This is a genomic window from Enterococcus sp. 5B3_DIV0040 (assembly GCF_002140755.1).
In the GTDB taxonomy this organism is placed as follows: Bacteria; Bacillota; Bacilli; order Lactobacillales; family Enterococcaceae; genus Enterococcus_D; species Enterococcus_D casseliflavus.
In genome coordinates this window covers 569896-590855 of record NZ_NGLC01000001.1, presented here as the reverse complement: position 1 = coordinate 590855, position 20960 = coordinate 569896, and the positions used below count along the sequence as shown (strand labels likewise).

Annotated in this window: 21 protein-coding genes and 1 tRNA gene; 7 read left to right on the top strand and 15 right to left on the bottom strand. The window is 42.4% G+C overall.

Annotated elements, in window-relative coordinates; all coding sequences use genetic code 11:
- Positions 1-17 precede the first annotated feature (17 nt).
- The 3 genes from gap to rpoN form a co-directional block, all read right to left on the bottom strand.
- Positions 18-1019: a type I glyceraldehyde-3-phosphate dehydrogenase gene (gene gap / locus A5883_RS02885; protein WP_005228677.1), complete on the bottom strand. Its 1002-nt coding sequence runs from the start codon at positions 1017-1019 to the stop codon at positions 18-20.
- A 40-nt stretch (positions 1020-1059) separates the two neighbouring features.
- Positions 1060-2097 carry a sugar-binding transcriptional regulator gene (locus A5883_RS02880; protein WP_005228675.1) on the bottom strand — a complete coding sequence of 346 codons (1038 nt, stop codon included), beginning with the start codon at positions 2095-2097 and terminating at the stop codon, positions 1060-1062.
- 243 nt (positions 2098-2340) lie between these two features.
- Positions 2341-3660: an RNA polymerase factor sigma-54 gene (rpoN, locus tag A5883_RS02875; RefSeq protein WP_176323943.1), complete on the bottom strand. Its 1320-nt coding sequence runs from the start codon at positions 3658-3660 to the stop codon at positions 2341-2343.
- 51 nt (positions 3661-3711) lie between these two features.
- On the opposite strand from rpoN, the gene A5883_RS02870 reads away from it, so the two are divergent.
- A tRNA-Arg gene (locus A5883_RS02870) sits at positions 3712-3783 on the top strand.
- Between the two features lie 164 nt (positions 3784-3947).
- Here A5883_RS02870 and rpoE read toward each other — a convergent pair.
- Together rpoE and A5883_RS02860 are read right to left on the bottom strand one after the other, a co-directional pair.
- Positions 3948-4556, bottom strand: a complete 609-nt coding sequence (gene rpoE / locus A5883_RS02865) for a DNA-directed RNA polymerase subunit delta (RefSeq protein WP_005234347.1) — start codon at positions 4554-4556, stop codon at positions 3948-3950.
- An 84-nt stretch (positions 4557-4640) separates the two neighbouring features.
- On the bottom strand, positions 4641-5078 hold the full coding sequence (locus tag A5883_RS02860) for a DUF1934 domain-containing protein (protein WP_005228669.1): 438 nt from the start codon (positions 5076-5078) through the stop codon (positions 4641-4643).
- Positions 5079-5301: 223 nt separating this feature from the next.
- Here A5883_RS02860 and A5883_RS02855 point away from each other — a divergent pair, with 223 nt between their 5' ends.
- Genes A5883_RS02855 through yidA form a run of 3 tightly spaced genes read left to right on the top strand, consistent with a single transcriptional unit; the run spans position 5302 to position 8305 of the window.
- On the top strand, positions 5302-6123 hold the full coding sequence (locus A5883_RS02855) for a lipoate--protein ligase family protein (RefSeq protein ID WP_034869150.1): 822 nt from the start codon (positions 5302-5304) through the stop codon (positions 6121-6123).
- Positions 6107-7477, top strand: a complete 1371-nt coding sequence (locus tag A5883_RS02850) for an HD domain-containing protein (protein ID WP_010749809.1) — start codon at positions 6107-6109, stop codon at positions 7475-7477. The genes A5883_RS02855 and A5883_RS02850 overlap by 17 nt, the downstream gene beginning before the upstream one ends.
- A gap of 9 nt (positions 7478-7486) precedes the next feature.
- The gene (yidA, locus tag A5883_RS02845) at positions 7487-8305 is read left to right on the top strand and encodes a sugar-phosphatase (RefSeq protein ID WP_086337977.1); all 819 of its coding nucleotides are present in this window, start codon (positions 7487-7489) and stop codon (positions 8303-8305) included.
- 45 nt (positions 8306-8350) lie between these two features.
- Here the strand turns inward: yidA and A5883_RS02840 are convergent, their stop codons facing one another.
- Positions 8351-8794, bottom strand: coding sequence for an NUDIX hydrolase (locus tag A5883_RS02840; RefSeq protein ID WP_005228661.1), 444 nt, complete (start codon positions 8792-8794; stop codon positions 8351-8353).
- A 147-nt stretch (positions 8795-8941) separates the two neighbouring features.
- Here A5883_RS02840 and gloA point away from each other — a divergent pair, with 147 nt between their 5' ends.
- Both gloA and A5883_RS02830 read left to right on the top strand, forming a co-directional pair.
- Positions 8942-9316, top strand: a complete 375-nt coding sequence (gene gloA, locus A5883_RS02835) for a lactoylglutathione lyase (protein ID WP_005228659.1) — start codon at positions 8942-8944, stop codon at positions 9314-9316.
- Positions 9317-9393: 77 nt separating this feature from the next.
- Positions 9394-10107 carry a gamma-glutamyl-gamma-aminobutyrate hydrolase family protein gene (locus A5883_RS02830; protein WP_015510190.1) on the top strand — a complete coding sequence of 238 codons (714 nt, stop codon included), beginning with the start codon at positions 9394-9396 and terminating at the stop codon, positions 10105-10107.
- Between the two features lie 72 nt (positions 10108-10179).
- Here A5883_RS02830 and A5883_RS02825 read toward each other — a convergent pair whose 3' ends face one another.
- The 9 genes from A5883_RS02825 to zapA form a co-directional block, all read right to left on the bottom strand.
- On the bottom strand, positions 10180-11433 hold the full coding sequence (locus A5883_RS02825; protein ID WP_005228656.1) for an ABC transporter permease: 1254 nt from the start codon (positions 11431-11433) through the stop codon (positions 10180-10182).
- On the bottom strand, positions 11426-12325 hold the full coding sequence (locus tag A5883_RS02820) for an ABC transporter ATP-binding protein (protein WP_005228654.1): 900 nt from the start codon (positions 12323-12325) through the stop codon (positions 11426-11428). The genes A5883_RS02825 and A5883_RS02820 overlap by 8 nt, the downstream gene beginning before the upstream one ends.
- Before the next feature lie 17 nt (positions 12326-12342).
- Positions 12343-13023 (bottom strand): DUF2812 domain-containing protein, encoded by a 681-nt coding sequence (locus A5883_RS02815; protein WP_005228651.1) that lies wholly within the window; start codon positions 13021-13023, stop codon positions 12343-12345.
- The gene (locus tag A5883_RS02810; protein ID WP_015510192.1) at positions 13010-13336 is read right to left on the bottom strand and encodes a PadR family transcriptional regulator; all 327 of its coding nucleotides are present in this window, start codon (positions 13334-13336) and stop codon (positions 13010-13012) included. Before A5883_RS02810 ends, A5883_RS02815 begins: the two co-directional genes overlap by 14 nt.
- A gap of 121 nt (positions 13337-13457) precedes the next feature.
- Entirely contained in the window at positions 13458-15692 is a 2235-nt protein-coding gene (locus tag A5883_RS02805; RefSeq protein ID WP_086337976.1) for a L,D-transpeptidase, read from the bottom strand.
- A 179-nt stretch (positions 15693-15871) separates the two neighbouring features.
- Entirely contained in the window at positions 15872-16186 is a 315-nt protein-coding gene (trxA, locus tag A5883_RS02800) for a thioredoxin (protein ID WP_005228645.1), read from the bottom strand.
- A gap of 96 nt (positions 16187-16282) precedes the next feature.
- Positions 16283-18646 (bottom strand): endonuclease MutS2, encoded by a 2364-nt coding sequence (locus A5883_RS02795; protein WP_074933413.1) that lies wholly within the window; start codon positions 18644-18646, stop codon positions 16283-16285.
- 78 nt (positions 18647-18724) lie between these two features.
- Entirely contained in the window at positions 18725-19279 is a 555-nt protein-coding gene (locus A5883_RS02790; protein ID WP_005228642.1) for a CvpA family protein, read from the bottom strand.
- 23 nt (positions 19280-19302) lie between these two features.
- The gene (zapA, locus tag A5883_RS02785) at positions 19303-19743 is read right to left on the bottom strand and encodes a cell division protein ZapA (RefSeq protein WP_005228634.1); all 441 of its coding nucleotides are present in this window, start codon (positions 19741-19743) and stop codon (positions 19303-19305) included.
- 216 nt (positions 19744-19959) lie between these two features.
- On the opposite strand from zapA, the gene rnhC reads away from it, so the two are divergent.
- Entirely contained in the window at positions 19960-20886 is a 927-nt protein-coding gene (rnhC, locus tag A5883_RS02780) for a ribonuclease HIII (protein ID WP_005228632.1), read from the top strand.
- Positions 20887-20960: the final 74 nt, after the last annotated feature.

Here is a 20960-nt window from a genome sequence, read left to right as displayed (position 1 = left end):
AAAGTCGTTCGCAACTCTTATAGGTTAGCGAAGTATTCTAAAGTACGTACTAATTGTGCAGTGTATGACATTTCATTGTCGTACCAAGCAACAGTTTTAACTAATTGTTTGTCGCCAACAGTCATAACTTTTGTTTGAGTTGCATCAAATAATGAACCGTAAGTCATACCAACGATATCAGAAGAAACGATTTCGTCTGTGTTGTAACCGTAAGATTCGTTTGAAGCTTCTTTCATTGCTGCATTGATTTCATCAACAGTTACTTCTTTGTCAAGAACAGTAACTAATTCAGTTAATGAACCAGTTGCAACAGGAACACGTTGAGCAGCACCATCTAATTTGCCGTTCAATTCTGGGATTACTAAGCCGATCGCTTTAGCAGCACCAGTTGAGTTAGGCACGATGTTTGCAGCAGCAGCACGGGCACGGCGGAAGTCACCTTTAGGGTGTGGTCCGTCTAGAGTCATTTGGTCACCTGTGTAAGCGTGGATTGTAGTCATTAATCCTTCAACTACACCAAATTTGTCGTTCAATGTTTTCGCCATAGGAGCTAAACAGTTTGTTGTACATGAAGCACCAGAGATAACTGTTTCTTCACCTGTTAAAGTTTCATGGTTTGTGTTGTAAACGATTGTTGGAACATCGTTTCCACCAGGAGCTGAGATAACTACACGTTTTGCACCAGCTGTTAAATGTTTTTCAGCAGCTGCTTTAGAAGTGAAGAATCCAGTACATTCTAACACGATTTCAACACCTAGTTCGCCCCAAGGCAATTCTTCAGGGTTGCGGTTAGCTAAAACTTTGATTTCGTTTCCGTTCACATTGAATGAACCTTCGTGAACTTCAACTGTACCGTTGAAACGTCCTTGTGTTGTATCATATTTTAACAAGTGAGCTAACATTTTAGCATCTGTTAAGTCATTGATAGCCACAACTTCGATTCCTTCTACTTCTTGGATACGACGAAATGCTAAGCGTCCGATACGTCCAAATCCATTAATACCTACTTTAACTGTCATTTAAGATTTCCTCCTTATGAAAATCATAAAAATATTTATTTTAAAGGGTTGCCCCTTTTAAAATCTCATTTGCGCAAGCTTCATCGGTGATGAGCCAGGTTTGTTTTGGTGCATTTTTCATGTATGCATTGACCGCTTTGGCTTTTGATTGTCCGCCAGCGACCGCAAAAATGATTGGGACTTTTTGCAAATCTTTTAATTGAAGTCCGATGCGAGGAACTTTGTAGACGACCTCACCAGCTTCGTTAAAGAAATACCCAAAGGATTCTGCAACTGCATTTTTTTGTTTTAACATCAGAATTTCTTGTTCTGACATTTTTCGTCGAGCCGCCATATGCAACGCCCGTCCAATACTATGAATAACACAATTCGCTTGACTTATCAAGTTTAAGACATCAACGATGGCGGGTTCTTTCAAGAGAAACTCGTAGGTGTTCATGCTTAATTGTTCTGGTACAAACAAGGAGCGATAATCGCCGTTTGTCTGCATCGCCATTACTGAGCTGACTGAGTTTGCTTGCACGTTGACTGATTCTCCGATACCGCCACGGGCTGGAACAAACAAGTTATGACGTTTGGCGGTTTCCAAATTGCCCAATTCCTCGGCAACTTTCGCCATTGTCGTCCCTCCCATCACTGCGATGGTGTTTTTGCCTTCTGGCAATAAGAGATCCAACGATTCATTCAGCAACTGGCCAAATTCAGCAATCACTTTCGGTTGTCGATCACCATCGCCGCTCGCAATCAAACAACGTTCGATGCCAAAGGTCTCTGATAATCGTTTTTCGATTTGGTGCATTCCGAACAGCTGATCCATCAGTGCACCGATCTTCGTATACACTTCTTCTCCATAGGCGGTCAATTGCATGCCGCTTTTTGAAGAGTCGATCAGTTTTAGCTTTTTAAGGATATCTGTTTCCGTCCTCAACACGCGTTCCGTCATTGATAAACTTTCCGAAAGTGTCCGGCGGCCAACGGGCTGCATCCAATAAATATTTCTTAAGATACGGTAACGTTCCTGGAGTACAGCGAGAATATCCGGGGTGATTGCCTCAATCAATTTTAATTCATCGAGCATTTTATACCCTCCCGTTGGACAATTTTCGTCCTACAATGACTTAAAATGACCCATCGATTGCAAAAAAAATTTAAATCTGTTTCCTACACCAATAATAGTAGCACTTATCGCCTTGATACGCAACTATTTCAGTCACAAAATCTTGCTTTTCATAAAATCGTCATAATTTGAAAAAGAGGAAAGGATCGATAAAAAAAGGAAAGGCTTTGCTGCCTTTCCTACTCGTTAATAGTACGTTTTGCTTTACTCGAATCGTTTCCGCTTGGAAGAACCTGGGATATTCATGGCTTCACGATACTTTGCCACCGTTCGTCTGGAAATATCGATGCCCTGGGCTTTGAGGGCATCTGTCAACTTCTGATCTGACAATGGTTTGTTTTTGTTTTCTTCATCGATCAGTGCTTTTAGCTGCTGTTTGATCGATGCCGTCGTCAGGTCATCACCGCTTTCTTGTGTCGAAACTTTCTGTCCAAAAAATAGTTTTAATTCAAACACCCCAAAGGAGGTTTCCAAGTATTTCCCGTTGACCGCTCGGCTGACCGTCGATTCATGAATCCCTAATTCTTCGGCAACTTCTCTTAAAACCAATGGCTTTAATGGGCGATCTGGTTGAGTGAAAAACTCCTTTTGCCGTGCAACGATCTGCACCCCGACACGATAGATGGTATCCCCTCGTTGCAGCAAGGTCTTTTTCAGCCACTCGAACTCTTGGGCTTTATTGTCTAAATAACTTAATACCTCTGGATCACCGCTTTGCTTCAATTGATCAAAATATTGCTGCTGAAAGCGAACCTCTGGCAAGGCGCGTTTGTTTGATTTCACGATCGGCTGTCCTTTTTCAACCGTCACTCTCAGGTCAGGAACGATGTAAAGCCCATCGGTTGACCCAAACGCAGCCCCTGGTGTGGGGGTCAATGTTTGAACATAATCAAAGACCTTTTGGATCTCAGTTAATGGAATCTGCAGCGCTTTGCTGATTTTGTCCCACTTGCGCTCTGCCATTTCCGTAAAAAATTCTTCTAAAATGAGATAGGCCATTGGCGGCGCATAGTCATCTCTTTCCGTTTGCAGCATCAAACACTCTCTTAGATCACGAGCACCGACGCCTGCTGGATCTAGCTGCTGGATCAAGGTCAAGGCATCGAGCATTTGGATTGGGGTCCCACCAACAAGTTTTCCAGCTTCTTCCAGATCAATCGTCAAAAAGCCGTTTAAATCAATGTACTCGACTAAAAATAAAACGATCGTCCGCAAGAAGGTATCTCGGTAGTTTAAATGTACTTGATCAATGAGGTATTCGAATAAAGACGTATGCTGGTCAGGGATCTGGCTTAAATAATCCATCAATTGTTCTGATGAGCCATTGCTTTTGCTTGGTGTGATGGGCGAATCATATTCCCCCAGATCAATCAATGGATTTTCTAATGCTTGGTTATCTATGAAGGACAATAATTCGTCTGCAGAAAATTGCAACACTTGGATCGATTGCTGTAATTTCTGCGTCATAGCAAGCTTTTGCGTCTGTTTTTGTTGTTGTGAAAATTGCTGTTGAAATTTCATCATTCTACCTCTTGTTTTTTTCACTGAAATTGGTTAAACTAATATTTGTGCTTCGCGCCTTTAGTGTAGTGGATATCACGTAAGATTCCGGTTCTTGAGACGGGGGTTCGATTCCCTCAAGGCGCGTTTTTTCTTTTCGTTACAAGTATACTCGATTCAAATCAATAATTCAAAAGCACTTAGGGACCGCTGATGCGGTTCCTTTTTTATTTGTATCTATGTAAGAAGGCGAACTCGTCCTTCAACGATTAAAAGCTGCTTGCAGCCATAAGGCGAAAAAAAGAAGAGGATTACTCCTCTTCTTCCTCTTCATCCGCAAAATCATCTTCATCATCGTCATCGATAATGGTTAGATCTTCCTCAATGCTGTCAGGTAATTCTTCTTCATCATCGGTGCTGTTGTCGGCGCCGATTTCTTGCAAGTCTGAATTGTATGCCGAGATTTCTTCATCCTCGTCATCATCATCATCAAAGAGATCATCTTCTTCGTCATCTGACAAATCAGTATCCTCAGGATCATCATCGTTATAATCGATTGCGTCTTCATCATCGTTGATAAAGGCATTGACTTTTTTACGTTTGCGACGACGTGGTGTATCTTCATCCTCGTCTTCGATGCCATGGTTGACTTCTTCATCGATCGAATCAATGGCGTACCATGAACGTAAGCCCCAACGATTGTCGCCTAAAGAAATAAAACTACCGTCGATATTCAAGTCTGTATAAAACTGCGCCAATGAATCACGAATCTCGCTGTCTGAAGTTTCAAGATAGTTTTGAATTTGGTTGACCAAATCAGAAAAATCCATCACGTCACCGCGCTGCTCTAAAATCGCATGGGCAACTTCAATCATCGACAATTCGTTTTTATTTACACCTTCAAATACATTAATTTCCAAACGGGACACGTCCTTTCACAGTCTACTCCTAATCATACAAAATTACGCCTCAAATTGCAATTTTTTCTTTCAATTTCCCTTTGATCAAGCGGTAAATTCTAAAGATAGTTTGTATTCGCCGACTTTGTCAGCAGCCATGAACAAGTCATAATCGATATCGATCTTTCCCGAGTATGGACGGTCTTTCAAGCTAACGTGCAGGTGATTGGTGAAGGTGTGGAACATCATCAAACCATACGGGGTTTGGTAGCTCGTCTCTAACCGTTCCTTATAAGAAAATTTCAAACGCATGCGCATTTCCCCTGAGCGAATCAATTGAATCAATCCGTCTGGCATGATTTTCATCGTGACGGGAACGTCGGTACCGTCTGGCTGGATCTCTTTGTAACGGATATATAAGGTATCACCGATCTTGACTGCTTGTCCTTGCAGATCAAACAGAAAGTTCTCTGTTTCCCCTGCTTGACGTACATTGGTTGTTAAATGAATCGAGATTGGGATTCCTTTTGATAATTCTTGCATGTACGTGTGCCTCCTTTGAAGATTTCAGTTTCATTCTTGCTTTTTTTCATTCGTTTGTCAATCATTTCAGTTGATTCTCCTTGGTCTATTTCTTCATTGAAAATAAAAAAGCGAAAACAAAAGCAAGTTTTCATTCTTTTCTCCAAGTAATTTTCCAAGAATCGTATATAATAAGGATAACAGGTATTTTTAAAGGAGTTTAACCGATTTGACTATCTATATAATGGATCAAACCTTACCACGTATCCACAATCCTTATGAGCCGTTTGCTTTCACCGATGTTGCCACCGAAGCTGCTGGCAAACTGGAACAAGTTTATTGTCATTTTTGGCAGTTGTCCGATACGATGATTTTAGGAATGAAAGATACCCGGCTGCCTTTTTTGATAGATGGTCTGCAGGTTTTGAAAGAAGCTGGCTATGCCTCGATCATCCGCAACTCAGGCGGGCTTGGGGTCATCAATGATGCCGGTATTTTGAATGTCTCCCTCATTTTCCCTAAACATTTGGCTGCCACTACGGATGCAGCCTATGAAATGATGGCGACATTGCTACAAGCAGCCTTTCCTGAGCGGACAATTTTGGCTTATGAAATTGCTGACTCGTACTGCCCAGGCACCTATGACCTGAGTATTGACGGAAAAAAAATTGCTGGCACAGCACAACGACGGATAAAAGACGGCGTGGCTGTCATGATGTATCTGAGCATCAATGGCGACCAACCAGCCCGCGGCTCTCTCGTTCGTCGTTTTTACCAAGCAGGTTTAAAAGAGCGCTTTGGTACGGATGGCTATCCAGCCGTCAATCCTGCGAGCATGACCACTTTAGAAGCGGCTCTCGGCCGTAAGTTTACCACACAAGAGGTGATTGACCGTTTGCAAAAAGCCCTGCTTTTCTTGATCACAGACCAATCCCTATATCCGCTTGAGTCACTGGATCAATGGCTTTCAGAAAATGACCTTAGCGAACAAATGCAGCAACGCTTAGCTGGCATGGAAAAGCGAAATCACCCAATAAAGGAGTTTAGCGATGAGCCTACCATATAAATATCAAACCTTAGCGATAGAAAAAGTGTTTCGTGACCCTGTTCACAACTATGTCCATGTGCAGCACCAAGTGATTTTAGACTTGATCAATTCCAAAGAAGTGCAGCGTTTGCGACGAATCAAACAACTAGGGACTGCTTCTTTCACCTTTCACGGAGCAGAACACAGCCGCTTTTCTCACTCCTTGGGGGTTTATGAAATCAGCCGCCGCATTTGCGATATTTTCCAACGCAATTATTCGATTGAAAAAGTTGGACCGAACGGCTGGGATGATAAGGAGCGTTTAGTGACCTTGTGTGCAGCATTGCTTCATGATGTGGGCCATGGTCCATACTCCCACACCTTTGAGCATATTTTTCATACGGATCATGAAGCCATCACAGTGGCGATCATCACTTCTCCTGAAACGGAAGTTCATCAGATATTGAACCGAGTGGAAGCTGGATTTCCTGAGAAAGTGGCAAGTGTCATCACTAAAACCTATCCAAATCCCCAAGTCGTTCAAATGATTTCCAGTCAAATCGATGCTGATCGGATGGACTACTTGCTGCGCGATGCTTATTTTACCGGCACTGAATATGGCACGTTTGATCTGACCAGAATTTTACGAGTGATTCGTCCGTACGAAGGCGGTATTGCTTTTTCTATGAATGGCATGCACGCTGTGGAGGACTACATCGTCAGTCGTTACCAAATGTATGTGCAAGTTTATTTCCATGCGAGTTCTCGAGGGATGGAAGTGATCTTAGCCCATTTGCTGGACCGTGCTGCAGAACTTTATCAGGTGGATCAGGAAATGTTTCAAAGCCATTCGCAACTGCTTCTCCCGTTTTTAAAACAAGAATTCACTTTAGATGAATACTTGAAACTCGACGATGGCGTGTTGAATACCTACTTTACCCAATGGACGGAAGAGAATGATCCGATCCTCAGCGATTTAGCCAAGCGGTTCTTAAATCGTAAACCGCTAAAATCCGCTCGCTTTGACGATGAGACACAGTTGCCGATGATTGAAGAAATGCAGGGACTGGTGGAAAAAGTCGGCTTCAATCCCCGCTACTATACTGCCATCAATTCAAGCTTCGATCTGCCTTATGATTTTTATCGACCAACTTCTGGTAAGCATCGGACACAGATCGAATTACAGGAAAAAGATGGTTCCCTTGTAGAATTATCCCAAGCCAGTCAACTTGTTGCAGCCTTAGCGGGACAGACCCAAGGTGACCAGCGCTTTTATTTCCCAAAAGAAATGATTGACCCCAACATCCAAAATCACTATGATTTATTTGGAGAGACGTATCAAGAGTTTGCCAAGCACATTCGCAATGGTGCTTTGATCAAACCAAGCCACTAGGAGGAACTTATGAGTATCAAACTGATCGCCATCGATATCGATGGTACCCTGCTGAACAACGACCGCAAGATCACTCCAGCAGTTTACAAAGCATTAAAAGACGCAGAAGCACAAGGCGTGCGCATCGTTTTGTGTACGGGACGCCCCTTAACTGGTGTCCAAGATTTATTGAAGGAACTAGACTTATTTACGGACAATGATTTCGTGATTACCTACAATGGCTCTTTGGTTCAAAAAACCAAAAATCAAGAGATCATCTCTGAATTCGGCTTGTCCCAAGATGACTATCTCTTTGTTGAGATGACTGCGAGAAAATTAGGGGTTCACCTTCATGTAGAAACTGAGGATACCATGTATACCGCTAACCGCGATATCAGTCCTTACACGATTTATGAAGCCTTCTTAGTCAACATGCCATTGAAATATCGGACACCAGAAGAAATGCCTGCTGACTTGAATATCATCAAAATGATGATGATCGATGATCCCGCAATACTGGATCAGATCATCCCACAATTGCCGAGCAGTTTGACCGACAACTACAATGTGGTTAAAAGTGCTCCATACTTCTTGGAAGTCCTAAATAAACAAGCCCATAAAGGAGCTGCTGTCAAAAAATTGGCGGAGCACTTAGGCATCAAACAAGAAGAAGTCATGGCGATCGGCGATAATGAAAATGATTTAACCATGGTGGAATATGCTGGTATCGGTGTGGCGATGGCCAATGCTACTGAAAACGTGAAAAATGCCGCAGATGTCCTAACCGCTTCAAATGAAGAAGACGGTGTAGCAGAAGTGATCAACAAGTATGTTTTAACAAATAACTAAGTGCAAAAAAAGTCAGGTTTCCTTTTTATCGGAAACCTGACTTTTTTATTTTGCCAACCACTGTTCAACTGCCCATTTATGGCTGCCGCGTTTCAATCGTTGGATCGCTTCTTCTGGCGTGTGCCAAGACAATTGATTGGTTTCTTCTGTCGGTTCGCAAACTTTTTTCCACTGTGTCATTAAATAGAAATAGCCCGGGTGATGGTAAAATGTATCGCGATGGCGCGAATAGAAGTATTCAACTGCCTCCCCTAGATACTCAGCGATCTCCCCTTCAAATCCAAGTTCTTCAATCAATTCTCGTTGGATCGCTTCTTCTTTGCTCTCATTTGGCTCAATTTCACCACCGGGCAAAAAGTATGCGCCGTTGGGTGCTTGCACCAAGATCACTTCATTTTTTTCGTTTGGAAGAACGACATACGCCCCATATCTTGATTTGTATGGTTTCCCCGCTTCTTTTTCCCCGAACACAATTTCCTTTTCTGGCATGATTCCCTCCACCAACACTTTCTTTCCATTTTACCTTATGCCAATAGTCTGGACAAGCTGGAAATAACGCTCGGTTGTCTTTTATTCGTTACAAAAAGAGAAAATATGTTATCATACAACTATCAAGATCGAAAGGATGATTTACCCATGAAAATGGCTCACACATGTGTCCGCGTCAAAGACTTAACGGCTTCTCTAGATTTTTATCAAACTGCCTTTGGTTTTGAAGAATCTCGCCGTCGTGATTTTCCTGAACATAAATTTACTTTGGTTTACTTAACTTTGCCTGGTGATGATTACGAGCTAGAGTTGACGTATAACTATGACCATCCTGGCTATGAGTTAGGCGACGGCTATGGCCATATCGCCATCAGTACCGATGATCTAGAAGCGCTTCATGAGAAGCACCAAGCGGCTGGATTTGATGTCACTGACCTGAAAGGACTCCCAGGAACTTCTCCTTCTTACTATTTTGTGAAAGATCCTGATGGCTACAAAATCGAAGTTATTCGCGAAAAATAAAGCGAAGGTGATCGAAAAAAGGACCTCGTGTCCTTTTTTCTTTTTCGATTCATTTACTAGTAGAAAGGTTTGATCAAATGAAGCCCATTATCGGCATCGCTGCTAATGAACGACCAATGATTGAAGAAGCAGAACATTGGTTGTCCTATACACCCAAAAATTTTGTGACCCATATCCAACAAGCCCAAGGCATCCCCCTATTATTACCAATGGGTGTCGTGGAAGATGCTGCGACTTACATCAGCAAAATCGATAAACTCTTGTTAGCCGGTGGTCATGATGTCTCCCCTGTTCACTATGGCGAAGACCCTCATCCCTTGATTCAAGGCATTCATCCTGATCGTGATGTCTTTGAATTGGCATTGATCAAAGAAGCAGTGGCTCAAAACAAACCGATCTTTGGAATCTGCCGCGGCATGCAGTTACTCAATGTCGCATTTGGCGGGAGTTTGTACCAAGATCTCTCTTTGATCGATCACCCAACGATCAAACACGTGCAATTGCCGACGTTCTTTCAATTCCCTACACATCGGGTAAAAATCAAGGCAGACAGTCGTTTGGCTGCTCTTTTAGGCACAACCTATCACGTCAATTCTTTTCATCACCAAGCAGTCAAAACCGTTGCGGATGATTTCAACGTGATTGCCACCGCTCCTGATGGTGTCGTTGAAGCCATTGAATCCACTGCCTATGGCGCACCGATCTTAGGCATTCAGTGGCATCCTGAGCTAGCCGCTCACAAGCTGCCTTCTGAGCAATCGATCTTCAACTTTTTTGTGCAGGAATTCTAAAGTCTTGCCCCTTGTTTTCTAGATTTTAGCGAATAAAAAACGCCCGATCACGAAAAGGATCGGGCGTTTTGCTTATTTTTCGTTTTTCATTAACACTAATGATTGTTTCAACGTTGCTAAAATGCCATTGTCGTTATAGATCAAGACATTTGATTTGTACATTTTTGCAGAAACCAGCATCAGGACGATCGTGGTAACAGCAAGAATTCCTACTGAAATTAATGCACCGCCGATACCCACTGTATCATTAGCAAGCCGTACTGGCATAATGAAGGAAGATAAAAATGGTACATAGGAAGTTACTCGTAAGACCACGTTATGAGGATCCATACCGCCTAGCACGATTCCAAGCATATACCCGCCCAATGAAAGATACGTCACTGGAATGATGGCCTTCGCCGTATCTTCTGCTTTGTTCACTAACGACCCGCAAAGGGCTGATAAGACCGAGTAGATCAAAATTCCTAAGAAGACGAAAACGATCGCAAACACCAGGAAGGGACCAAAAATGCCATCTGTCGAAAAGTTTGCCAACAAGTCTTTTACCATTGGGTTATCCTTGATCCAGAAATAGCTCCCGCCAAAAATCGCAACATAAGCAACTAGCTGGGTCGCTGCAACCATGATTACACCAGTCAATTTGGCATAGTAATGGATTTGCGCCCGTGTACTAGACAAAATGACTTCCATGATGCGTGTGCCTTTTTCAGAGGCAATCTCTTGTGCAATGATCTGTGCGTAAGTAATGATAAAGAAAAAGAGGATGATTGTTGCGATCATACTTACTAGTGATTGCATCGCGGTATTGTCTTCCCCATAAGTCATTTCGCCATCTTCACCGAAGGAAACTTTTTGACGATCAAGCGGTGCGACTTCACTAAGGACTGCCACTTGCTCAGCAGTCAAGCCAAGCTCACTAGCTCTATAGGAAGACTGCAAACCCGTCAATAACTGTTGGATCGTCAGCTCTAAAGCTTGCCCCATCGAGGACTCGCTTAATAATTCCCCTTGCAGCGTATCCCCAGAAGCAGTAATAAGTAACAAAGCATCAGCATCTTTGTCTGCCATCTGTTGCTGCCCTTGTTCTTCGCTGTCAACAATTTCAAATTCAAAATCATCGCCGCTTTGGTCCACAAAGGTCTGCGCAATGGCTGGTTCATTCGCATAAACGGCAATTTTGTCGACACTGTTCATACCATCAGCAAAATAACCAATGAGATAAAATGCCCCCGTTGCAATAAATGGCACGAGAATCATAATCAAAAACGAAATTGATTTGATATTTTTTTTATAAACATCTAATGCGATTACCCAAAACTTACTCATTTATTTTTCCCGCCTTCCGCTTAAAGATTTCTTCTAACGTTGGCGGTTGTTGATTGAACATAGGGATATAACCATCCGCCGTTGCTAAATCAAATAAGGTTTTTCCTACTGCAGGATCAGCAATCGTAATATCATAGCTGCCATCTTCTCTGGCAAGAACTTCCTCGACACCTGCCACTGCCAAGAGCTGTTCTTTCGTCAAGTTGGATTCTAAATAGACTTTCGTCCGCCCAAAGGATTCACGAATTTCATGAACTTTTCCGTTTAAGACGGTTTGACCATCCCGCAGCATAATCAAGTGATCGCAGATTTTTTCCACATTATCCATATTATGACTGGAGAAAATGACACATGAGCCATTTTTTTTCAGTTCAATGATCCCATTTTTCAACAGTTCTGCATTGACGGGGTCTAACCCACTAAATGGCTCATCTAAAATCACCAATTTTGGTTCATGGATCAACGTTGAGATCAGCTGAACTTTTTGCTGATTTCCTTTTGATAGCGATTTGACTTTATCGGTTTTCTTGCCTTTGACTTTAAATTTGTCCATCCAATAGTCGATTTTTGGTACGATGTCTTCTTTCTTCTTGCCTCGTAACCGCGCGAAATAGATCAATTGATCTTCAATGGTTACTTTTGGAAACAAGCCGCGTTCTTCTGGCAGATAGCCGATAATATTGTATTCTTTTTCACTTATTTTATGGCCATCCCATAATACTTCCCCTTGATCAGCTTTCAAGAAATCCAAGATCAATCGGAATGTCGTCGTTTTACCAGCACCATTTTGACCAATCAAGCCCATGATCTGTCCATCATTGATGGTAAAGGACAATTGATCGACTGCTGTATAATCGCCAAATGTTTTTACTAATTGTTTTGCTTCTAACACATGCTCACCTTCCCTGTCTAATAAAATATATCACTAAAGAAAAAGCCGATAACGGCGCCAATGATCGCTCCGACAAACATCAAGATGACGGTATCGCGGATCACTCGTTGACGCTTCGCCAGTTTCTCTGGTTCATTGTAATAACTTGCTCGATTTTTATATAAGAATTTCATCAGGATCGTGGTCAATCCTACCCCAATCGGGATAAACACCAGCCCCGTAATCAATCCTAGTCCAAAGGACCAAAATGGATTTGTGCGAATATTGAAATAACGGATCAAAAAGTAAATTGCTGCTAATATCACTAAACTGATCACCGAAAGTAGAATCGATTTTTTCATTAAATACCGTGTTTCATTATCGATCCGTTCTTGATAGCTTTCTTGGTCACTGAAAATCGCTGGTGTGTCAGGAGACGCTTTAAAATAAAAATAGCGATCTTTATAATTGCTGATATAAGTCCAGCCTCCTGCTTGATACATCGCTAAGTAATCAACGATCTCAGAGGGCTCTCCTTCGAAAAAGTCTACTGCATATTTGATCGTTTCTGGGTCTCCTTTGATAAACTTCAAAAACCCTAACCGATTCATCTTCACAAAGTGCCACCCTAACGACGCTTGTTTTTGCAGACGAACCATTTCCTTTTCTGGGTAATAGGCTACACCAAGTGAAAGAAGGTATTTCTTATTGATGCCCATCTTGCTCTCCCCCTAACGCTTCGAAAACCTGTTCTCCGATTTGATAAAATAATTTGCGCCGTTGAATATCTTTCTCCAGAACTTGTCTTCCTTCTGGTGTAATCTGATAGATTTTTTTTCGGTCAACGCTTTCCTCTAAATCGATCCACCCCTTTTTCGTCAGCTTCTTTAAAATCGTATACATCGTTGCGGGACCAATCTCAAACGTCCCTTGGCTTAGCTCATGGATCTGTTTCATGATGAGATACCCATGTTTCGGCTTTAAAAGCGCTAATAAAATCAAATAGGTTGAATCTGTCAATGCCTCATCCATTTGATTCCTCCGTCCCACTAGCTATATCACTTAATGATATATTATCGAATGATATAACCAGCGTCAATCTTTTTTTGAAAAATAAAAGCCGTCTCCACTAGGGGAAACGACTTTTTGAACATTAGTTAGCAATTTTGACAGGCGTATTATAAGGGATGTTATAGTAAAACCATTTGGCATCTGGGACTGCTAAACGAATGCAGCCATGAGAAGCCCGAGTGCCTAATTTTCGTCCTTCAACAGAACTAAAAGCATTAGTGGACCAAGCAATGCTCGTTGGGATCGTATGGAATAAATAGACGCCGTGATCTTTAAAGGAACGGTAGTAAGCGGCTCCTGAAAAAGCTAAGCCTTTTTCTGCTTGGATACGGAAATTCCCTAAAGGTGTTGGCGTATTGAAGGCACCGGTCGAGCAAAGCATCGTATAAATCACTTTATTTCCTGATTTGATGTAGACCCGCTGTTTGCTGATAGATACTTCAATGTTTAAGTTTTTAACGTTTAATGAAGGATATTTCCCTCCTGTAGTATACATCCAAAAGTTGCTATTTACATTTGTGGTTTGATTTTCCTTGACCCAACGGATTCGACCAGCTGGCGAAACGAGATACAAGTAATTGCCATCACTCGTTTTTGCTAGTTTGGTCGCTTGTGCCATATAGCCTTTGTAGGCACTCTTTTTCCCAAGTTTCGCACTATTTGGATCGGCTTTTTCAAAGAAATTGCCATCCCCATTCTTGATGACCACGTAGCGGCTAATGTTGCTTTGAGAAGTGATCGTATGGGCATTGGTCACCCCACTTGCATTGATGTAGCCTAACCATTTGTTGTTGAGATAGAGGGAGTAGTAGGTGGAGCCGTTGAAATGTTGATACTTCCCAGTAACTTGGATATTCTTGTTCATGTAATTCGCGCTACTGCCTTTTTTCTTCGCAAAAGCCAAATCTTGCCATAAGGTATAATTCTTACTTTTTAGGCGGACTGTGCGTTTTTCACTTTGCCAAGTGCCCCCTTGATTGTTGGCAACCGTTGCTGCATTGGCATTTAAGTAGCCGATCCACTTGCCATTCGCATCATAAAGGGACAAGTAGACACCGCCATTGACATGGTTGTATCTTCCTTTGGCAAGATAGGTTTTTCCCGCTAATTTCGTGGTAGTATTTTTCTTACTCGACCAGCGAAAATTGCCCCAAATCGTGTAATTTTTCTTGGTCAATGTCACATATTTCCCGTAGGACTGATAGGCGCCTTGCGCATCAGTCGTTAATTTGACACCCGAGGCATTGATATAGCCTAGCCATTTGTTGTTATTTGTATAAAGAGAATAGTATGTCGACCCATTCAAGTGGCGATATTTCCCAGTAACTTTGACTGTTTTTCCATTTAGAGAGGCTGTCGTTCCTTTTTTCGCTGTCCAATGAAAATTTTGCCATAGCGTATAATTTCCGCTGATGATCGTGGCATACTTTGATTCAGACTGCCATACACCCCCAGGTGATGTCGCTAACTTAACGCCGGTAGCTTTTATCCAACCGATGAGAACATTTTTATTTGAATACAATGCGTAATAGATCACGTTATTATTCGTCGTGAATACTTCTTTGATTTCAAAGGTTTGACCAGCAATGCTTGAAGAAGTGCTCGTTTTTTTATCTAAAAACACATCTTGCCAAAGCGGTTCTTTCGCACTTGTAACGGTTGCATATTTTTTCTCGGTTTTGAAGGTTCCGCTGGCAACTTTCACTGCTGCTTCTGCTACGACACCGACAACCTTTTGATCGTCACGAATTTCAAGATAGGTCCGCTTATCGGCACCTTGATACCGTTTGACACTACGGTATACCTTGCCAGCTAATTCATTGATCGTTCCTTGCTCGATCAATTGATCCTTCTCAAAACGGTAAAGGATGTTTTGCGTTTCAGGATTGGCTGCTGCAACCGGAGTGATTTTTATATATTGGTTTTTATCTGCAATTGATTCAACATCAATGATCCCTAAGTCTGGTTCTTCAGAAGATTCTTCCGTCGATTGAGTAGATGAATCTTGTGTGGTCTCGGTCTGACTGGTCTCAGTCGCAGCCGTGCTAGTACTTGACGTTGTTTCTGATGAAGAGGTAGACGTTGATGAAGACTCAGTTGCCGTGCTTGACTCTGTACTCTCTGTACTTGCCTCTTGAGATGATGCTGCGCTCGCTTCTGAGAAACTTTCTGACGTCGCCTCTTGTGCAGTGACAGACGCTGCTGTCGGATCCCCTTCATTTGCTGCATAAACTTGTGTGATCGTTCCTGCAATGGGTGCGACCAGTACCCCAACAATCGCAACGCCTTGAAGCAACCCACGTTTCAACTTCTTCATTTTTATTCCCCCTTTAATCCTATTTTGGTATTACTTTCTTACTATATTAACAAGATATTTTTTAGTGCCACTCCCCACTTTAAGTATACCACTGCCTAATAGAAAATTTGAAAAAAACGTCCCCAAAATAAAAAAAGCAATAGCCACTTTCGGCTATTGCTTCAAAAACGTTTCTTCTATTACATATGTTCCGCAACTAAAGCTTTCAATTGATCTTTTGTATGCACCCCAATTGCTTTATCAACGACTTGGCCGTCTTTTTTCAACAACAAAGTTGGAATAGACATGATCCCGAATGAAGCTGGTGTTTCAGGATTTTCATCCACATCCATTTTCACGATCTTCAATTCGTCTTCCTCATATTCATTCGCTAATTGTTCCAAGATCGGCGCTTGCATCCGACATGGACCACACCAAGTTGCCCAAAAATCAATAAGGACTAAGCCTTTATCGGTTTCTTCTGAAAAAGTTTTATCAGTAATTTCTTTTGCCATCGTACTTCCCCTCCATTTTTAAAACTAAAAAAAGTATACCACGTATCGGAAGTTTTTTAAAATCGTCTGCTTACAAAAGGTAAGGGTTCTTAAAGGTTAGTTAAACTTCACAATGGTCGCTCCATTGCCTCCTTGATTTGCTGGGGCAAATTCAAAACTTTTCACCGAGCGATGGTTTTTTAGGTAGTCAGTGATCCCTTGACGCAATGCGCCGGTTCCTTTACCGTGAACGATCGTCACCTGCGGATAACCTGCCAAAATTGCTGCATCCAAATACTGATCCACTTCATTGAGGGCTTCTTCGTACCGCTTGCCGCGTAAATCCAACTGATTGACCACTGGACTGCTGTCAGCAGAACGAATCGTATTAACGATACGCTGTGTAGGCTCCTTCACTGGCGCTGCTGGTTGGAGATCTGTTTCTGGCAAATTCATTTTCAGAATGCCGATTTGGACTTGCCACTGATTTTTACCGGCTTTTTTCAACAGTACCCCGCGCTGCCCATAAGAAGTTACGAGCACTTCGTCTCCTTCTTTCAGTGTCTTGGCTGCCTTGGCTTTTTGCAGAACCTTGTTTTTTTGCAGATGTTCTTCTTGCTGTAGCCCTGATAACTTGGTGCGCGCGTCGATCAGCTCGTGTTCTTTGACCTTCGTTTGACCGCCGGCTAACTGCATTTTACGAATATCGGCAATGATTTTTTCAGATTCTTCTTTGGCTTCTTCAACGATCTGATTGGCTTTTTGCCGAGCTTTCGCCAATTCTTTTTCACGTTCTTCAAAGAAATAACTATAGGCTGCTTCTAGCTCTTGGTGCAAGCGGGCCGCTTCTTTTACATGATGACGGACTTCAAGATACTCGGTTTCCGTCATTTTTCTTCGATTTTCTAAATCAGCGATCATTTCATTCAGGTCTTGGCTTTCTCCATCCATGATCTCTTTGGCTTGATCAATGATCGTATCTGGCAAGCCAAGTCTTTTCGAAATCTCAAACGCATTGCTTCGTCCTGGAACCCCGATCAACAAGCGATAGGTCGGACTTAAGGTATCAACATCAAATTCCATAGAGGCATTGATCGTATTGGATCGGTTATAGCCATAAACCTTCAATTCAGGATAATGGGTCGTCGCCATGACATAAGCCGACTTAGCCCCAAGTTCGTCCAAAATCGCAATCGCTAGTGCCGCCCCTTCTTGAGGATCGGTTCCTGCGCCTAATTCATCAAAGAGAACTAAGCTTGTCTCGTCGACTTTTTTCAACACTTCAACGATCGTTGTCATATGAGAAGAAAAGGTCGATAGACTTTGCTCAATGGATTGTTCATCCCCAATGTCCGCAAAAATCTCATTGAAGACACCCATTTGGCTTTCTTCTTCTGCCAGAATTGGTAAACCAGCTTGGCCCATGATCTGCAATAGCCCTAATGTTTTTAAGGTGATGGTTTTCCCACCGGTATTCGGCCCAGTAATGACAACGGCTTGATAGTCTTTTCCAATCGTAATATCGTTAGGAACGACTTTTTCTTGATCGATCAATGGATGACGTGCTTGCTTAAAAAAGACATGGTTGTCTTGATTGATCGCTGGTACGATTGCCTTCATCTCTTTTCCAAAACGAGCCTTGGCATTCATGAAATCCATGATCCCGATCACATACGCATTATGGAGAATCTCTCTTTGATATGGGGCTAACTCTGCTGACAATTCTGCTAGAATACGTGTAATTTCATCCCGTTCCGCAATTTGATGCTGGCGCAAACGGTTATTTTGTTCCACTACTTGTTTCGGTTCGATAAACAAGGTTTGACCAGAGGAACTTTGGTCGTGGACTACCCCGCCGAAAACACCTCGGTACTCTTGTTTGACTGGAATCACATAACGCTCATTTCGCATGGTTACGATCGTATCACTTAGATACTTTGCATTGCCACCTCGGACGATGCCATCCAATGTCTCGCGAATCGTCCGTTCTGCTCGTCGGATCGATTGGCGAATTCCACGTAGTGCTGGAGAGGCATCATCTGTGACTCGGCCATCCTCATCGATAGCTTCTTTCAAGCGTCGATTCAAGGTTGGCAAAGACACCAACTGTTCTTCCCAGTGATACAAGCGGGAAAATTCAATCTCGCTTTCAGACAAATCAGCAAAAAAGCGTTTCAATTCCTGCGTAGTTGATAAGACACGGGCAACTTGTGCCAACTCAATGCCGTTTAAATCGGCGCCAATTTCGATCCGTTTCATTTGGGGACGAATATTCTCAATCTTTGGTACAGGGATTCCGCCTCTTAAACGTTGGATCTTGATCGCGTCTTCTGTTTCTGCCAGCCAAGAGGAAATGACTTGCGCATCACTTGATGGCGCAAGCTTTGCTAAGGCTTCTTTTCCTTGGGCTGTTACAATATACTGACCGATTTGACTCTTTACTTGTTCAAATCCTAAAACATCAAGGATCTTAGTATTCATTCTTTTCTCACCTGCTTTGTTTTAACTTTTTGTTCCTAAGAAAAAGGCAGAATGGCTCTGCAACCATCTGCCTGCTTTTTACCCAATCACATCTGTGATCCACAATCGATAGAAGTAATCTGAGAGAATCGGCGACCGATCAACGATGAAATTCGCAGTTCCGCTCGTTTCAAACAGATTTTGAATCGTGGCAAACGGGATCATTGAGAGAATCATGAAAAACATGTACAAATTGATATACATCAAGATAACATTCAAAACACCCGCAACTGCCCAGTCATAACCACCTAAAAAACGTAGGCGTTTGTAACGCAAACTGTCTGCAAAAATCACCACTAGTTTTGTGATCAGCCATCCAGCAAAGAGCACCATCACAAAAGCGATGGCTGCATAATAGGCTTTGTCTAAATCTAAAGCCAGTTCCATATCGTAGTATTTTAACTTTGAGTCCGCCGTTACTGACATATAAGGAACATAGAGCTCAATTTTCTTCGCAATTTCTTGGTAATTTGCTACTGCAAAGAAAAAAGAGATCAAATAGCCCAAAACTGAGACCAATTGTAAACTGGTTCCGCGCCGTGCGCCGCCGTAAAAGGCTGCCAACAACAAAACCAAGACAAATAATCCAATCATTTAGGTATCCTTTCTACGCCGCACTACCCATGGGCTGTCTTTTCTTGAATTTTTCGTTTCCTTTGTTCATTTAAGATCTGTTGTGCTTCCACATGATTATGGATCTCCACATCACTGCGACCTGTCTCATCGAGAACTTTCCGTGCTTCGGATTCAATCGCTTCGATCCGCTTAATGCGATTCTCAAGCTCCGTTGCTTTAATGGCTTGTCCTCGCAGCTCGTCCACCTTTTTTTGTAGGACCAAAAGCTGTTCTTGTTTTTTCAGCTGGTCGGAAACAGCGTTGATCGCTAATAAGATCGACGCTTGTTCTTGATCGGTTTGTGGCGATAATTGCATGATCTCAAGCAGTTGGTCATTGACCAATCTTGTCACCATATCCATGTGTTCTTTGCTTTCGCGTCCAATAATCGTGTAACTTTGATTCGCGATAACTGCTTTATAACGTTTCTTTTGCTCCGTCATAGGAATATTTCCTCCCATTGCTTACATTCTGCTCTATTCTATCACTTATTGAACATGTGTCGCAAACTCTTAACTATTATACGTGATTTTCTTATGAATTTCCATGCCAATCGTTTGTTTGCTGATCGTCTTAGTAAAAAAGAATAAGAAGTATGGTAAAATCTTAAAGTATCCTTTTGTCTACCTAAAAAAAGACAAAAAATCAGGAGGAATCAAATGAGTACGATCGTTATCAAAGTACCAACTTCAACTATCCAAAAGATGCAGCAATTTTACCAACGAGATTTGCTAGCTAAGAAAGTTCCTTATACAGTGTTTGTCGCCAAAAAAGGGCCAACGACGATCACTGCTTATACGTCAGGAAAAGTCATGTTCCAAGGAGCGACTGCTGAAAAAGAAGCTTCCTTATGGGGCGATACGGCAAGTGCTGTACCAGATAAGAAAAAAGCGACTGTTTCATCCACTGCGTTGCCAGCAGGATTTAGCGAAAAAAGCGTCGTCGGCAGTGACGAGGTCGGTAATGGCAGTTATTTCGGTCCTTTGGTGGTCTGTGCCGTCTATGCAAAAAAAGAGCAATTACCACAGCTGAAAGCTTTAGGAGTCAAGGACTCAAAAATGCTGACAGATCCAGAGATCCGTAAGATGGCGCCGAAAATCAAAGAATTGGTTCCTTACCAATTGCTCACCGTCACGCCCAGCAAATACAACGAGATCCAACCAAAATACAACACAGTCCGAATGAAAGTTGCTTTGCATAATCAAGCCATTCGTTTGCTTTTGCAAAAGATTGCTCCTGAGACACCAGATGCCATTTTGATCGATCAGTTCACGAGCGAAAAAAATTATCGCACCTATTTAAAGTCGGAACAAGTAGCGGTCACTGAAAAGCTCTATTTTGCGACGAAAGGTGAACAATATCATTTAGCAGTAGCGGCAGCCTCTATTTTATGTCGTACAGTCTTTTTGGATGAATTAGATGCAGCCTCTAAAGAAGTCGGTTTGCGCTTGCCTTCTGGCGCCCACGCAGCTGCTGATCAAGTTGCAGCAAAATTACTGCAGCAAGGTGGCATAGCACTATTAGGCCAATATGCCAAACTGCATTTTGCGAATACCGAAAAAGCACAGAAACTCGCCAAGCTGTGAGTTCTCGTATTTTCAAAAAAACTGCTGCTACTTCTGAATAAAGGAAGCAGCGGCAGTTTTTGTCCTCAGTACCA

Bases quoted from the DNA above. Each gene is read 5' to 3' on its own strand.
- A5883_RS02795 (WP_074933413.1), bottom strand. From the start codon at position 18,646: ATGAATACTAAGATCCTTGATGTTTTAGGATTTGAACAAGTAAAGAGT.
- yidA (WP_086337977.1), top strand. From the start codon at position 7,487: ATGAGTATCAAACTGATCGCCATCGATATCGATGGTACCCTGCTGAAC.
- A5883_RS02855 (WP_034869150.1), top strand. From the start codon at position 5,302: ATGGATCAAACCTTACCACGTATCCACAATCCTTATGAGCCGTTTGCT.
- rpoN (WP_176323943.1), bottom strand. From the start codon at position 3,660: ATGATGAAATTTCAACAGCAATTTTCACAACAACAAAAACAGACGCAA.
- gloA (WP_005228659.1), top strand. From the start codon at position 8,942: ATGAAAATGGCTCACACATGTGTCCGCGTCAAAGACTTAACGGCTTCT.
- A5883_RS02850 (WP_010749809.1), top strand. From the start codon at position 6,107: ATGAGCCTACCATATAAATATCAAACCTTAGCGATAGAAAAAGTGTTT.
- rnhC (WP_005228632.1), top strand. From the start codon at position 19,960: ATGAGTACGATCGTTATCAAAGTACCAACTTCAACTATCCAAAAGATG.
- A5883_RS02790 (WP_005228642.1), bottom strand. From the start codon at position 19,279: ATGATTGGATTATTTGTCTTGGTTTTGTTGTTGGCAGCCTTTTACGGC.
- A5883_RS02815 (WP_005228651.1), bottom strand. From the start codon at position 13,023: ATGGGCATCAATAAGAAATACCTTCTTTCACTTGGTGTAGCCTATTAC.
- A5883_RS02880 (WP_005228675.1), bottom strand. From the start codon at position 2,097: ATGCTCGATGAATTAAAATTGATTGAGGCAATCACCCCGGATATTCTC.
- A5883_RS02840 (WP_005228661.1), bottom strand. From the start codon at position 8,794: ATGCCAGAAAAGGAAATTGTGTTCGGGGAAAAAGAAGCGGGGAAACCA.
- A5883_RS02860 (WP_005228669.1), bottom strand. From the start codon at position 5,078: ATGCAAGAATTATCAAAAGGAATCCCAATCTCGATTCATTTAACAACC.
- gap (WP_005228677.1), bottom strand. From the start codon at position 1,019: ATGACAGTTAAAGTAGGTATTAATGGATTTGGACGTATCGGACGCTTA.
- trxA (WP_005228645.1), bottom strand. From the start codon at position 16,186: ATGGCAAAAGAAATTACTGATAAAACTTTTTCAGAAGAAACCGATAAA.
- zapA (WP_005228634.1), bottom strand. From the start codon at position 19,743: ATGACGGAGCAAAAGAAACGTTATAAAGCAGTTATCGCGAATCAAAGT.
- A5883_RS02805 (WP_086337976.1), bottom strand. From the start codon at position 15,692: ATGAAGAAGTTGAAACGTGGGTTGCTTCAAGGCGTTGCGATTGTTGGG.
- A5883_RS02810 (WP_015510192.1), bottom strand. From the start codon at position 13,336: ATGGATGAGGCATTGACAGATTCAACCTATTTGATTTTATTAGCGCTT.
- A5883_RS02830 (WP_015510190.1), top strand. From the start codon at position 9,394: ATGAAGCCCATTATCGGCATCGCTGCTAATGAACGACCAATGATTGAA.
- A5883_RS02825 (WP_005228656.1), bottom strand. From the start codon at position 11,433: ATGAGTAAGTTTTGGGTAATCGCATTAGATGTTTATAAAAAAAATATC.